The sequence below is a fragment of the Deinococcus koreensis genome (assembly GCF_002901445.1).
Classification (GTDB): domain Bacteria; phylum Deinococcota; class Deinococci; order Deinococcales; family Deinococcaceae; genus Deinococcus; species Deinococcus koreensis.
Genome location: NZ_PPPD01000001.1, coordinates 3,428,599 through 3,440,843, shown reverse-complemented (window position 1 = coordinate 3,440,843; position 12,245 = coordinate 3,428,599). Strand labels below are relative to the sequence as shown.

Genomic DNA, 12,245 nt, shown 5'->3' with positions numbered 1-12,245 from the left:
TTCACCCCCTGAAGAAAGGATTCCCATGACACTCACTGCACCGACCAGTTCCAGCGCCGCGCCCGCCCAGAAAGCGGCGGCCGCCGGACTGCCCATGATCAAGCTGAAAGTCAAGATCCTGCGCTTCGACCCCGAGCAGGACAAGAAGGCCCGCTGGGTCACCTACGACGTGGAGGCCCAGACCGCTGACCGCGTGGTGGACGTGATCAATGAGATCAAGTGGTACCAGGAGCCGGGCCTGACCTACCGCCGCTCGTGCCTGCACGGCATCTGCGGCTCGGACGCCATGCTGATCAACGGCCGCAACCGCCTGGCCTGCAAGACCCTGGTGCGCGACGTGGCGAAAGACGGCGGCACCATCACCATCGAGCCGATCCGCGGCCTGAAGGTGGAGAAGGATCTGCTGGTCGACATGGAGCCCTTCTTCGACTCGTACAAGGCGATCATGCCGTACTTCATCAACGAGTCGCCGGCCCCCGCCGCCGAGCGCATCCAGTCCGAGGCCGAGGCCGAGCTGATGGCGCACTCCAGCAACTGCATCCTATGTGCGTGCTGCACGACCTCCTGCCCGATCTTCTGGGTGAACGGCTCGTACCTGGGGCCGGCGGCCATCGTGCAGGCGCACCGCTTCATCTTCGACAGCCGCGACGAGGCCACGCAGCAGCGCCTGAACATCATGAATCAGAACACCGGCGTGTGGCGCTGCCGCACCGCCTACAACTGCACCGAGGCCTGCCCGCGCGACATCCCGATCACCCAGCTGATCGAGGAAGTCAAGCGCGCGGTGATGTACCAGCAGGCTTAAGGCACAGAACCGTCTTCAGAGCAGTGGCGACGCCCGGACACCCAATGGTGCTCCGGGCGTTGCTGTTGTCCGAAGGGGGCCGACCGGAGGCCAGTCGTCAGGCTGATCACAGCTTCCCCGCCGCCGCTCAGCGCGGGCACTGGGCAGTCGCCTGACCCGTGGTACGAAGTGAATGTGATCCTGCGACATCGGAGACCCCTCACCCTTCCGCCGCGTTGCGGCTCCCTCCCTCTCCCCTGGGGAGAGGGTTGGGGTGAGGGGTCTGTTGATGGCGACTCCGCCACGTCTTGCCATCACTTTAGTCCCGTATAGGTGTCCACCAACGACATAATGGTGGACTACAATTTGCCCAGGAGACAAACTATGCGACTGCAAGGTACTGCTATACCCACCCTGCCCAGCCGGTCTCTCCCCCAGACCCTGGCGTTCTACCAGCGACTGGGGTTCGGTGGCGAGCTGCGGGGCGGCGACACGTACGCCGTGGTTCAGCGGGACGGCGTGGAATTCCACTTCTTCTTCCACCCGGAACTGCGACCCGGCGAATCGTCGGCTGGCTTTTACCTCCGTGTGGAGGACGTAGACGGCGTGTATCAGGACTTCGCGGTGGCCCGCCTTCCCCAGCAGGGCATCCCCCGCATGGACGCTCTCGAGGACAAGCCCTGGGGGATGCGGGAGTTCGCTGTGGTCGACCCCGATGGCAACCTTCTGCGGATCGGACAGCGCTCGCCGGGGGCCGCTCGCTGAAGGGCAGGGAGGCTGCAGCCGGTCTGCCCTGGCCCTGCTGCCGATCAGCTTCTATCCTTGCGACTCGCCCTGCTCCAGCCAGCGCACCCGCTTGCCCTGCGCCCGGGCGTAGTCGATTTCTGCCCGCGTGCTCTCGCCCACGTACCCGCTGACATTGATGACCAGCACCTCGTCGGCCAGGTCAATCTTGGCGCGGTGCAGGCCGGCCAGGCGGCTCAGCGCCTCCCGCTGTGCTTCGGCGCTCAGGTGGGCCAGGGCGTCCTCGTCGCGCTGGCGGTGGCTGCCCACACTCAGCACGATGCGGCCCGCCAGCGTCTCCGCCAGCGAGGCCGCATCGAACGCCTCCAGAAAGCGCACGCTGCCGCACAGGCAGACGATGGCGGGACGTTCCTTCACTCTCAGGGCCGCTCGCTCAGAACTGCAGGGCGTACTTCACGCCGTCGTTGCCAGTGCACTCGCCGATGCCGTGCTCGCGCTCGTCCACGGTCAGGGTGCAGGTCAGGGTTCGGGGCGAGGCGCCGGCCGTGCGGGCGATCAGGTTGCCGATGCGGGCCACGGGGGCCGCGCGGCGATCCGGCGTGCCGACCTGGGCGCCCAGGCCCAGCTGGTTGCCGCTGCCCGTAATAGCGCTGCCGCCGAAGGACAGGCTGAGGCCCCAGCCGGCGGGGAGGGTACTGGCCGAGCCGCTGTCGAGGATCGCGGTTCGCCCGCTGTAGGTCTGCCCACCGATGACGATGGTCGCGTTGTCCGGCGCGAAGGGCTCACCCAGGCGGGGCCGCAGCGAACCCGGCGCGAAGGTCAGCCTTCCCTCCTCACCGGTCACCGAGTTGACGATGCGGCCGGGTTGCGGGCCCGTGACGGCCGGGGCGCAGCCGGCCAGCAGGGCGGCCACCAGGACACCCAGGAGACTTCTGTTCAGACCCGTGTTCAGACCACCGTGCGCGGCGCGTTTCATGATGCGCTCAGTGTAGGCAGTGGAACTGACGGCGCCATGAGCCGGGGCGGCCGCAGCCGCAGCAGAGGTTCATCTCCCCAATTCGCTATGCAGTGCGCGGGCCTGCTCAGACGGGGACGAAGGCGGCGAACTCGGCGACAAAGCGTTCCTGCTCTGCCGTCTCGACCGCGTTCGGGCTGCGGGCCTCGCGTACCAGCCGGATGGCGCCTTCAGCGTCCATCCCGCCCTGAACCAGCAGGCAGGCGGCCGTCAGCCCCGCGCGGCCCAGCCCGCCCCGGCAGTGGACAACCACGCTTCGGCCATCCAGCAGGTGGGTCATCAGTTCGTCCAGATAGGCGGCGAACGCCTGGGGATCGGCCGGCACGCCCCGGTCGGGGATCGGGCAGGGGGCGATCAGCAGGCCATAGGCGGCGGCCGCGTCGTGGTAGCCCTCCATGCCCAGCAGCCCGAACTCGAAGTCCTCGATCAGCGGGGCGATGACGGTCGCGCCGCTCTCGGCCAGGGTCTGCATGTCGGCCCTCAGGTCGCGGTCGTGGATCACGCCGGGCTGGTAGACGCTGCCGCCCTTCTTGCCCGGCGCGAAGGTCAGCCCCAGGCGGCCGGGCCACAGGCCGGTGGGTATCCAGTCCACCCGGATCGGGTCACTCTTCATGGGTCTCTCCTCTTACTGGAAATGCGCTCTGGTGGCCGGCGGCTCAGGGGCGGCCCTTCGCCTCTCTTGCCCCGTTCACGGAGGCTTACTTGCTCTGTTGGCCGGCGGCTCGGGGACGGCCCCTCGCCTCTCTTGCCCCGCATCTATAGGCTTACTCGCTCTTGAGCCAGCGCGCAGCATCGAACGCGTGGTAGGTGATGATCGCGTCGGCCCCCGCCCGCACCATGCCCGTCAGGGTCTCCAGCACGGTGCGGCGCTCGTCCATGTAGCCCAGCTGCGCGGCGGCCTTGATCAGCGCGTACTCGCCGCTGACGTTATAGGCGACCACCGGCAGATCGAACTCGCGCCTGAGCAGACTCAGCACGTCCAGGTAGGCCAGGGCGGGCTTGACCATCAGGGTGTCGGCCCCTTGTTCGGCGTCCAGGCGGGCCTCGCGCAGCGCCTCGCGGTAGCCGCCGGCGGGATCCATCTGGTAGCCGGCTCGGTTGCCCACGCCGGGGGTACTGCCGGCCGCGTCCCGGAAGGGGCCGTAGTAGGCGCTGGCGTACTTCACGGCGTAGCTCATGATCGGAAGGTGGACGAAGCCCGCTCCGTCCAGGGCGGCGCGGATTGCCCCGACCTGCCCGTCCATCATGGCGCTGGGGGCCACCACGTCGGCCCCGGCGCGGGCCTGCGACACGGCGGTGCGCGCCAGCAGTTCCAGGCTGGGGTCGTTGTCCACGGTCCAGGCGTCGCCGCCGCTCTGGCCGGGCACCTCGCACAGCGGGCCGCAGTGGCCGTGGGAGGTGTATTCGCACAGGCAGGTGTCGGCAATGACGCTGATCTCCGGCACGGCCGCCTTGATCGCGCGGGTGGCCCGCTGGATCACGCCGTCCTCGGCATAGGCCTGGGTGCCCAGGTCGTCCTTGTGGTCGGGAATACCGAACAGGATGACGCTGGGAATGCCCAGGGCCAGCGCCTCGCGGGCCTGCTCCACAGCGCTGGCGATGGAATGTCGGCTGACCCCCGGCATGGTGGCGATGGGGCTCACGTCGTCCCGCTCGTGCACGAAGACGGGGTGGATGAACTGCTCGGGGTGCAGCCTGACCTCGCGGGTCAGGGCGCGCAGGGCGGGGGTGCGGCGCAGGCGGCGGGGGCGGTCGATCATGCTCCCACGCTAGCGCTGGCAGGCCGGGACGAATGGCAGGTCATCCGGCCTCCGCCCCCCCTTCGCCGCGTTCGGGATTGCACGCAACCGGCCGGAGCCCTTCCGGGCCTCCTCAGGAGCTGCCCAGCAGCCGGCGGATGGCGAAGCGCACGCGGCCCAGGCTGGACACGTCGTCGAAGGCGGTCAGCAGGATCTGGGTGCCGTAGGGGGTGAGCAGCACCGGGCCGCCGTCCACATCCAGCAGCAGTTCCTGCCAGGTGGCCGCCTCCAGATTGCCCTGCAGCGAGCCGATCACGGCCCTGGAGGCGGCGACCAGCCCCAGCTCGGCCTTCAGCGCCCCCGGACTGATGCCGGCACTGGTCACGACCGAACCGGCCTCATCGATCAGCAGGATGTGCCTCATGCCCCGGACGTCCATCAGGGAGTCGAACATCAGCCCTCTCCGCGGGGCAGGGCCGTGAGTTCCAGGGCCAGCCTCGCCAGGGCCTGCTGGGCGGCGCGGGTGTCGTGGCCCCGGCTCAGCGCGGCGCCCAGCAGATAGCCCGCGCTGGCGACCGCGACCACCTCCACCCGCTCGCTGGTGAACGTCAGGCGGGTCACTTCGCCCGCGCCCATCCGGCGGCCGATGCGGTCAAGGCTCAGCCGCAGCGAGGCGAGTTCGGCGGCCAGCGCGTCGCCACCCTCGCCCTGAGACTCGACGGGCAGGCCGTCGGTGCCGACCAGCGCCAGCGCGACCACGCCGGGCAGTCCCTGCAGCGCGTCGATCATCACAGCAGGGCTCCCAGCGAGCGGGCGGTGTCGCGGCCGTACAGGCGGGCCTGACCCAGGTTGCTGCGAGAATCCAGGGCCAGCAGCAGGAAATAGGTGGTGCCCATCGGGTGCAGGTAGACGCTCAGGCGCTCGCCGCGCAGGTAAAGTTCGCGGGTCTGGCCGCCCCCCAGGGACTGTGAGTAGGCGGTGGACATCGTGCGGAGCAGTCCGGCGTGTTCGGCGACCAGCAGGCTCAGGTCACTGCTGCCCGCGCTGTGGCCCTCGACCAGCAGGCCGTCCATTCCACCGATGGCCGCCGCCCAGGCGCCATCCACGTCGTTTACCAGTTGGGTCAGTTCAGCAAGCATTCTGCGGCCATCATAGGGGCGGGCGTGTCTCAGCGGCCTGACAGCGTGCGGCGACGCGGCTGCATGAACTGTGGCGCGGGGTCGCGCTGGCTGAGGTTTCGTTCAGGTCACGATGGCGTGAGGGCAGGATCGGCAGATTCACAGACCCGGAGCGGCCCTGGAGCGGCGGTGGATCGACGTCCCGCTCTGGCGTCAACCGCAGGACGACGATGCGGCTCAGGCCCGGTTCCAGCAGCTCGGCCCGCCCCTTCCCACCCCGCCGGCTGAGGGTTCCGTAGCGGGAGAGGCCGGGTCTGGAGCAGTGGCCGTGCAGGGCACCGACCGGCGTCTGGTCACGGCCACGCAACGACGTGCCAGCCGACCGGTTCGGGGTGAACTGGCGCGCAGATTCCGGCCCGGGGATGGGGTACACTAGGGCCATTGAGGGCAGGGCATCTATTACGCTAGAGACATAATAGTGTGGTAGAATCAGGCCATTCCCGGTGCTGTTGCCGGGCCTCGTCATTCCCTACCGTGAGCGGGTGTGTCTGCCCGCCACGCCGCACGACTGGAGCCACATGACTGGAATTCACCCCGTTGACATCACCAGCGAAGTCAAGACCAACTTCATCAACTACGCCATGAACGTCATCGTCGACCGCGCGCTGCCCGACGTGCGCGACGGTCTCAAGCCCGTGCAGCGGCGGATCATGTACGCCATGATGCTCGAAGGGCTGTACTCCAACCAGAAGCACGCCAAGAGCGCGTCGGTGGTCGGCGAGGTCATGAAGAAGTACCACCCGCACGGCGACTCCTCCATCTACGACGCGATGGTGCGCCTGGGCCAGTGGTGGAACATGCGCTACCCGATGGTGCATCCGCAGGGCAACTTCGGCTCCATCGACGGCGACCCGCCCGCCGCCATGCGTTACACCGAAGCCCGCATGACCAAGGTGGCCGAGGAAGTGCTGGCCGACCTGGAAAAAGAGACGGTCGACCTCAAGCCGAACTACGACGAGACGACGGTGGAGCCCTCGGTGCTGCCCTCGGCGGTGCCGAATCTGCTGATCAACGGCGCTTCGGGCATCGCGGTGGGCATGGCGACCAACATCCCGCCGCACAACCTCACCGAGATCTGCAACGGTCTGCTCGCGCTGATCGACAAGCCGCAGCTCACGCTGGACGAGATGATGGAGCACGTCACCGGCCCGGACTTCCCGACTGGCGGGCGCATCTCGCAGATGGGCATCCGCGAGGCCTACGCCACCGGCCACGGCGGCCTGAAGGTGCGCGGCAAGGCCCGCATCGAGGAGAAGAACGGCCGCAACCAGATCATCATCAGTGAGATTCCGTATCAGGTGAACAAGACCAACCTGATCCAGACGATCTCCGCGATGTACAAGGCCGGCAAGATCCCCGACATCTCCGCCCTGCGCGACGAGTCCGACCGCAAAGACCCGGTACGCGTCGTGGTGGAGCTCAAGCGCGGCGCGATTCCCACGCTGGTGCTCAACCAGCTCTACAAGTACACCCAGCTCCAGGGCACCTTCACGATCATCAACCTGAGCATCGTGAACGGCGAGCCGCGCGTGCTGCCGCTGGTGGACACCATGCGCTATTTCCTGGCCCACCGCCGGGACGTGGTGACCCGCCGCACCCGCTACGACCTGAAAAAGGCCGAGGAACGCGCCCATGTGCTGGAGGGGCTGCTCAAGGCGCTGGATCATATCGATGAGGTCATCAGCCTGATCCGCGCGAGCAATACCGGCGCCGAGGCGCGCGACGCCCTGATGGCCCGCTTCGGCCTGACCGAGATCCAGTCGCAGGCGATTCTGGACATGCGCCTGCAGCGGCTGGTGGGCCTGGAACGCGAGAAGCTGCAGGGCGAGTTCGACGAACTGCAGACCACCATCGCGTACCTGCGCTCGATCCTGGGCGACGAGGGGCTGCTCTGGAAGGAGATCAAGAAGGAGATCCGCGCCGTGCGCGACAACTACGGCGACGAGCGGCGCAGCACCATCTCGCTGCTGGAAGACGATATCTCCAAGGAAGACCTGATCGCCGTGGAGGACATGGTCATCACCATGACCAAGGCCGGCTACCTCAAGCGCACCAACCTGGACGCCTACCGCGCCCAGAGTCGGGGCGGGCGCGGCAGCAGCGGCGGCAAGCTGCGCGACGAGGACGTGAACACCCGCGTGTTCGTGGGCTCCACGCACGACTACCTGCTGTTCTTCACGGATCAGGGCCGGGTCTTCCACGAGAAGATCTACGACCTGCCGGAAGCGGGCCGCGACGCCAAGGGCACCCACATCCGCAACCTGCTGCCCAGCCTGCGCGAGGAGGAGAACATCGCCTCGGTGCTGTCGGTGCACTCCTTCGAGGAAGAGGGCTGCTTCATCTTCGCCACCCGCAAGGGCGTCGTGAAGAAGACCCTGATCACCGACTACGGCAACATCACCTCGGCCGGACTGATCGCCATCAACCTGCAGCCGGGCGACGGTCTGGTGGGCGTGGGGATCGTGCGCGACGAGGATCATGTGGTGCTGGCGACCCGCAACGGCAAGGCCATGCGCTTCCAGAGCGGCGAGGTGCGCGACACCGGCCGCGCCACCCAGGGCGTGATCGGCATCAGGTTGCGTGAGGGCGAGGACGACGCGGTGGTCAGCATGGCGCTGGTGCCCGGCGGCGACGACCAGAGCGAACTGCTGGCGGTCTCCGAGTGCGGCCTGGGCAAGCGCACCCCGGTCGGCGATTACCCCGCCAAGGGGCGCGGCGGCATGGGCGTGATCACGCTGGACGTGACCGACAAGACCGGCAAGCTGGTCACCCTGGCCCGCGTGGCCGGCGACGAGGAACTGATGGTGCTGACCCAGAAGGGCACCGTGATCCGCACCCGCGTGGAGGAAGTGCGCGTGACCGGCCGCAACGCCCAGGGCGTGAAGGTCATCAACCTGGGCGACAAGGACTCCGTGATCAGCGCCTTCCCGATCCGCCGCGAGGACGAGGTCTGAATCTGAGCGTCGGTTGATCTGAGCCGCCTTCACGAGCTGCCAGTGCCCCGCGCCTGGCAGCTCGTTTCCTGGCTGCTGCGGCTATGTTCCTGCGGCCGTGAGGGCGGCTGGACGCCTCACCCACAGATCCATCCACTCAACCCTTTTCGTCGGCACCGATCCCGCCCAGCCGCGGCCGGGCACCGTGAAAAGGACGCCGATCAGGATCTCGAATTGGTCTTTACCTCATGAGTTCACAGTGAGGCCCGGAGGCCGGGCGGCATCGAAATTTATGCCTACGCACACGGCTCTTTCGCAGACCCCGAGCTTACCGAATTCTGTGAGCTAAACGATAATTAAAGAAACATATTTGTTTACAAAAAAGTGATACTCGGTTACACTGTGAGCACGTCGGGAAAGATCTCGTTTCCGGCCCAGGATCTGACCTTCAGCCCCATCCCGCCTCAGGAGGCGATTTCAATGACCCAGACCAGTAACGCCGCGCGCACCTACGTCGATACCGTCACCTACCGCCCCGGCGCCGTCATCCTCTACCCCGGCAAGAGCGACATGTTGTACCGCGTCAGCTCCGGCCTGGTACGCGTTCACACCATGGACGACGACGGCAACGGCCTGACCCTGCGCTATGTCAAACCCGGTGAGTACTTCGGCGAGGAAGCCCTGGCCGGCGTGAACCGCGCCTACTTCGCCGAGGCCGTCACCGATTCCAGCGTCGACGTGATCAACCCCGCCCTGATGAGCGCCGAGGACAATCTGGTCGTCACGACCCACCTCGTCCGCACCCTGGAGCGGGCCTACGAGAGCATCTACCGTCTGGTGGGCAAGCGCCTGCGCGCCCGCATCGCCGGCGAGCTGCTGGAACTCAAGGACACCGCGCTGGCTACCCAGCTCGATTCCGGCGAAACCATGATCTACGCCACGCACGACGAACTGGCTGCGGCCGTGGGCAGCGTGCGCGAGACCGTGACCAAGGTCGTAGGCGAACTCTCGCGCGAGGGCGTGATCAGCGCCGGCTACGGCAAGATCACCCTGAAGAACGAAGTCGCGCTCGGTGAGATCGCCGCCGCCTAATCCAGACTTTTCAGGAGACCGCCCCCCAGGCCACAGTGCTTGGGGGGCGGTTTCCTATGTTCAGGACGCACGAATCGGCATACGGCGCAGTTATTGGAGACCCTTCGCGGCGCTCAGGGTGACAGAGTGATGGAGTCGTGGTCAGCGAGTGCCTGGACAGGGAAACGCCCGAGGTTCAGATGGCAGTCGTCACCATGCGTCCCCTTGCAGGACGCCGCTCAGGAGGGCGGGACCGGCTGTTTCCCCATCCGTGACAGCACGTCCGGATCGTTGGCATTCACAGCCCAGCCCCTGGCCTCTAGACTCGCCGCATGACCATGACGTTTTCCCCCGACCGCCCTCTGCGGGTCGCCGTGATCGGCAGCGGCCCGAGCGGCATCTTCGCCACCGAGGCGCTGCTGAAATCCGACCTGAGCGTGGAGGTGGACGTCTACGACCGCCTGCCCACCCCCTACGGACTGGTGCGTTACGGCGTGGCGCCGGATCACCTCACCATCAAGAGCGTGACCAAGGCTTTCGAGAAGACCCTGGGCGACGGGCGGGTGCGCTTCCTGGGCAACGTGGAGTTCGGCCGCGACCTCACCCACGAGGAGGCGCGCGCCCACTACGACGCGCTGATCTATACGGTCGGAGCCAGCAGCGACCGCCGGCTGGGCATTCCAGGTGAAGATCTGCAGGGCTCCATGAGCGCCACCGAATTTGTCGCCTGGTACAACGGGCATCCGGACGCCGCCACCCGCGACCTGGTGCTGGACGCCACCGGCGTGGCCGTGATCGGCGTGGGGAACGTGGCGCTGGACGTGAGCCGCATTCTCGTGAAGACCGTGGCCGAGCTGCGTGAGTCGGACATCGCCGCGCACGCCCTGCCGGTGCTGGAGCGCAGCGCCGTGAAGGACGTCTGGGTGCTGGGACGCCGGGGGCCGCTGCAGGCCAAGTTCACGACCAAGGAGCTGCGCGAGTTCGGCGAGTTGAGCGACGCCGACCCCATCGTCAAACCCGCCGAGGTGCAGGTTCACGAAACCGAGGAAGCGGCCGTGACCGACAACACCGTGAAGAAGAATCTGGAGGTGCTGCGCGACTTCGCCGTGCGGACTCCGGAGGGCAGGGATCGCCGCATCCACCTGCGCTTTCTGGTCTCCCCGGTCGAGATCCTGGACGACGGGCAGGGCCGGGTGGCCGGCCTGAAGGTCGAGCGCAACAGTCTGGACGAGTCCGGCAACGCCGTCGGCACGGGCGAGTTCGAGGTGCTGCCCGTGCAGATGGTGCTGCGCTCGGTGGGGTACAAGGGCGTGGCCCTGCCCGGCGTGCCCTTCGACGAGCGCCGGGGCGTGATTCCCAACGAGGGGGGCCGGGTGGAGGGCCGCCCCGGCGAATACACCGCCGGCTGGATCAAACGCGGCCCCAGCGGCGTGATCGGCACCAACCGCAAGGACGCGACCGACACCGTGGCCCAGCTCCTCAGCGACGCCCGCGAGGGGCGGCTCAGCCCCGCTCCGCAGCCTGGGCGCGCGGAGGTGGACGCCCTGCTGGCGAGCCGGGGGGTCGAGGTCTACTCCTTTCAGGACTGGCAGGCGCTGGACGCCCACGAACTCGCGCAGGGGCAGGCTCAGGGGCGCCCCCGTCACAAGGTCGTGCATCTGCGCGAGATGCTGGCGCACCGGGGCCGCTGAGCCCGGCAGTCTTGCGCCCGAGGCCATCCGACCTCGCCGCGCCGACCCGGCTTTGGGATACTCCAGCGCATGACTCCTGAGGACACCGACATTCTGGTGGTCGGCGCGGGGCCGGCGGGGCTGCACGCCGCCTTCTACGCCGCCTTCCGGGGCCTGAACGTGACCGTGCTGGAGGCCGGGGCCGAGCCCGGCGGCCAGCTCGCCACCCTCTACCCCGACAAGCGCGTGTACGACGTGCCCGGGCTCGCGGGTGCGCGGGGAGCGGAAATCGTGGCGGGCCTGCTGCGGCCGCTCGGCGGCCTGCCGGTCACGCTGAGGCTGGGCGAGGTGGCAAGCGGACTGCAGGCTGAGGGCTCGACATGGGTGGTCGAGACGTCAGGGGGCCAGACCTCAGAGGGGCGGTACCGGGCGGGCGCGGTGATCCTCGCGGCGGGCCTGGGGGCTCTGCTGCCCCGCCGGCCCCAGCTCCCGGCCCACGCCCACCCGGATGTCCGCACCGGGCTGCCCGACCCCGCCACGCTGGCCGGGCGCCACGTGCTTCTGGTCGGCGGAGTCCCGCAGGCCACGCGGGCCGCCCTGGAACTGGCCGCTGCCGGCGTGAGCGTGACCCTCACTCACCGCCGCGCCGGACTGCGCGGATCACCGGCCGAGCTGGCCGCTCTGGCTCAGGCCCAGGCCGAGGGCCAGCTCAGGGTCTACGCCCCGGCCCAGCTCAGTGCCCTGGGCACGTCCACGGCCAGTCTGCAGGTGCAGGAGCAGACCGTGGACGTGCCCGCCGACACCGTGATCGTCCTGAACGGCTTTCTTCCCGACCTCTCCCCCCTGCAGTCCTGGCCGCTGGCCTGGGACGGCGAGTACGTGCCCGACCGCACCGGGGGCCGGACGGCGCTCAGCGGCGTGTTCGTGGCGGGTGATCTGGCCCGCTCGGGCGCCGACCTGAAGCTGATCTCCGTGGCGCTGGCCCAGGCGGCGGTGGCCGCGAACCACGCCGTCCACCACGTCCGGCCCGAGCTGAAGGTGCGGCCCGGTCACAGCACGGAACGCCGGCTGGACTCCGCCGGTTCAGGCTGATCCGATACAGGGCTACAGC

The 12,245-nt window shown here is 68.3% G+C and carries 13 protein-coding genes; 6 read left to right on the top strand and 7 right to left on the bottom strand.

Annotation, left to right across the window (positions count from 1 at the left end; translation table 11 throughout):
- Positions 1-25 precede the first annotated feature (25 nt).
- On the top strand, positions 26-805 hold the full coding sequence (locus CVO96_RS16175; protein WP_103313115.1) for a succinate dehydrogenase iron-sulfur subunit: 780 nt from the start codon (positions 26-28) through the stop codon (positions 803-805).
- A 363-nt stretch (positions 806-1,168) separates the two neighbouring features.
- Complete coding sequence (locus CVO96_RS16170; RefSeq protein ID WP_103313114.1) at positions 1,169-1,549, top strand: bleomycin resistance protein; 381 nt, start codon at positions 1,169-1,171, stop codon at positions 1,547-1,549.
- A 51-nt stretch (positions 1,550-1,600) separates the two neighbouring features.
- On the opposite strand, the gene CVO96_RS16165 is transcribed toward CVO96_RS16170, so the two are convergent.
- The 7 genes from CVO96_RS16165 to CVO96_RS16135 all read right to left on the bottom strand — a co-directional run bounded on the left by CVO96_RS16165 (position 1,601) and on the right by CVO96_RS16135 (position 5,421).
- Positions 1,601-1,945, bottom strand: a complete 345-nt coding sequence (locus CVO96_RS16165; protein ID WP_243398410.1) for a hypothetical protein — start codon at positions 1,943-1,945, stop codon at positions 1,601-1,603.
- Positions 1,946-1,961: 16 nt separating this feature from the next.
- Positions 1,962-2,504, bottom strand: a complete 543-nt coding sequence (locus CVO96_RS16160; protein WP_243398409.1) for a hypothetical protein — start codon at positions 2,502-2,504, stop codon at positions 1,962-1,964.
- 106 nt (positions 2,505-2,610) lie between these two features.
- Complete coding sequence (locus CVO96_RS16155) at positions 2,611-3,156, bottom strand: cyclin-dependent kinase inhibitor 3 family protein (RefSeq protein ID WP_103313112.1); 546 nt, start codon at positions 3,154-3,156, stop codon at positions 2,611-2,613.
- A gap of 151 nt (positions 3,157-3,307) precedes the next feature.
- Entirely contained in the window at positions 3,308-4,303 is a 996-nt protein-coding gene (hemB, locus tag CVO96_RS16150) for a porphobilinogen synthase (RefSeq protein WP_103313111.1), read from the bottom strand.
- A 112-nt stretch (positions 4,304-4,415) separates the two neighbouring features.
- Complete coding sequence (locus tag CVO96_RS16145; protein WP_103313110.1) at positions 4,416-4,736, bottom strand: roadblock/LC7 domain-containing protein; 321 nt, start codon at positions 4,734-4,736, stop codon at positions 4,416-4,418.
- Positions 4,736-5,071 carry a roadblock/LC7 domain-containing protein gene (locus tag CVO96_RS16140; RefSeq protein ID WP_423739382.1) on the bottom strand — a complete coding sequence of 112 codons (336 nt, stop codon included), beginning with the start codon at positions 5,069-5,071 and terminating at the stop codon, positions 4,736-4,738. The genes CVO96_RS16145 and CVO96_RS16140 overlap by 1 nt, the downstream gene beginning before the upstream one ends.
- Positions 5,071-5,421: a roadblock/LC7 domain-containing protein gene (locus CVO96_RS16135; RefSeq protein WP_103313108.1), complete on the bottom strand. Its 351-nt coding sequence runs from the start codon at positions 5,419-5,421 to the stop codon at positions 5,071-5,073. The genes CVO96_RS16140 and CVO96_RS16135 overlap by 1 nt, the downstream gene beginning before the upstream one ends.
- 557 nt (positions 5,422-5,978) lie before the next feature.
- Between CVO96_RS16135 and gyrA the strand changes: the two genes are divergently transcribed.
- The 4 genes from gyrA to CVO96_RS16115 all read left to right on the top strand — a co-directional run bounded on the left by gyrA (position 5,979) and on the right by CVO96_RS16115 (position 12,226).
- Positions 5,979-8,414, top strand: coding sequence for a DNA gyrase subunit A (gyrA, locus tag CVO96_RS16130; RefSeq protein ID WP_103313107.1), 2,436 nt, complete (start codon positions 5,979-5,981; stop codon positions 8,412-8,414).
- Positions 8,415-8,873: 459 nt separating this feature from the next.
- Positions 8,874-9,485: a helix-turn-helix domain-containing protein gene (locus CVO96_RS16125; protein WP_165795334.1), complete on the top strand. Its 612-nt coding sequence runs from the start codon at positions 8,874-8,876 to the stop codon at positions 9,483-9,485.
- A gap of 311 nt (positions 9,486-9,796) precedes the next feature.
- Positions 9,797-11,155, top strand: a complete 1,359-nt coding sequence (locus tag CVO96_RS16120; protein ID WP_103313106.1) for an FAD-dependent oxidoreductase — start codon at positions 9,797-9,799, stop codon at positions 11,153-11,155.
- Positions 11,156-11,224: 69 nt separating this feature from the next.
- Entirely contained in the window at positions 11,225-12,226 is a 1,002-nt protein-coding gene (locus CVO96_RS16115) for an NAD(P)/FAD-dependent oxidoreductase (protein WP_103313105.1), read from the top strand.
- Positions 12,227-12,245 lie beyond the last annotated feature (19 nt).

Coding starts and splice junctions, on each gene's coding strand:
- CVO96_RS16175 (WP_103313115.1), top strand. CDS start 26: ATGACACTCACTGCACCGACCAGTTCCAGCGCCGCGCCCGCCCAGAAA.
- CVO96_RS16170 (WP_103313114.1), top strand. CDS start 1,169: ATGCGACTGCAAGGTACTGCTATACCCACCCTGCCCAGCCGGTCTCTC.
- CVO96_RS16160 (WP_243398409.1), bottom strand. CDS start 2,504: ATGAAACGCGCCGCGCACGGTGGTCTGAACACGGGTCTGAACAGAAGT.
- CVO96_RS16155 (WP_103313112.1), bottom strand. CDS start 3,156: ATGAAGAGTGACCCGATCCGGGTGGACTGGATACCCACCGGCCTGTGG.
- hemB (WP_103313111.1), bottom strand. CDS start 4,303: ATGATCGACCGCCCCCGCCGCCTGCGCCGCACCCCCGCCCTGCGCGCC.
- CVO96_RS16145 (WP_103313110.1), bottom strand. CDS start 4,736: ATGTTCGACTCCCTGATGGACGTCCGGGGCATGAGGCACATCCTGCTG.
- CVO96_RS16140 (WP_423739382.1), bottom strand. CDS start 5,071: ATGATCGACGCGCTGCAGGGACTGCCCGGCGTGGTCGCGCTGGCGCTG.
- CVO96_RS16135 (WP_103313108.1), bottom strand. CDS start 5,421: ATGCTTGCTGAACTGACCCAACTGGTAAACGACGTGGATGGCGCCTGG.
- gyrA (WP_103313107.1), top strand. CDS start 5,979: ATGACTGGAATTCACCCCGTTGACATCACCAGCGAAGTCAAGACCAAC.
- CVO96_RS16125 (WP_165795334.1), top strand. CDS start 8,874: ATGACCCAGACCAGTAACGCCGCGCGCACCTACGTCGATACCGTCACC.
- CVO96_RS16120 (WP_103313106.1), top strand. CDS start 9,797: ATGACCATGACGTTTTCCCCCGACCGCCCTCTGCGGGTCGCCGTGATC.
- CVO96_RS16115 (WP_103313105.1), top strand. CDS start 11,225: ATGACTCCTGAGGACACCGACATTCTGGTGGTCGGCGCGGGGCCGGCG.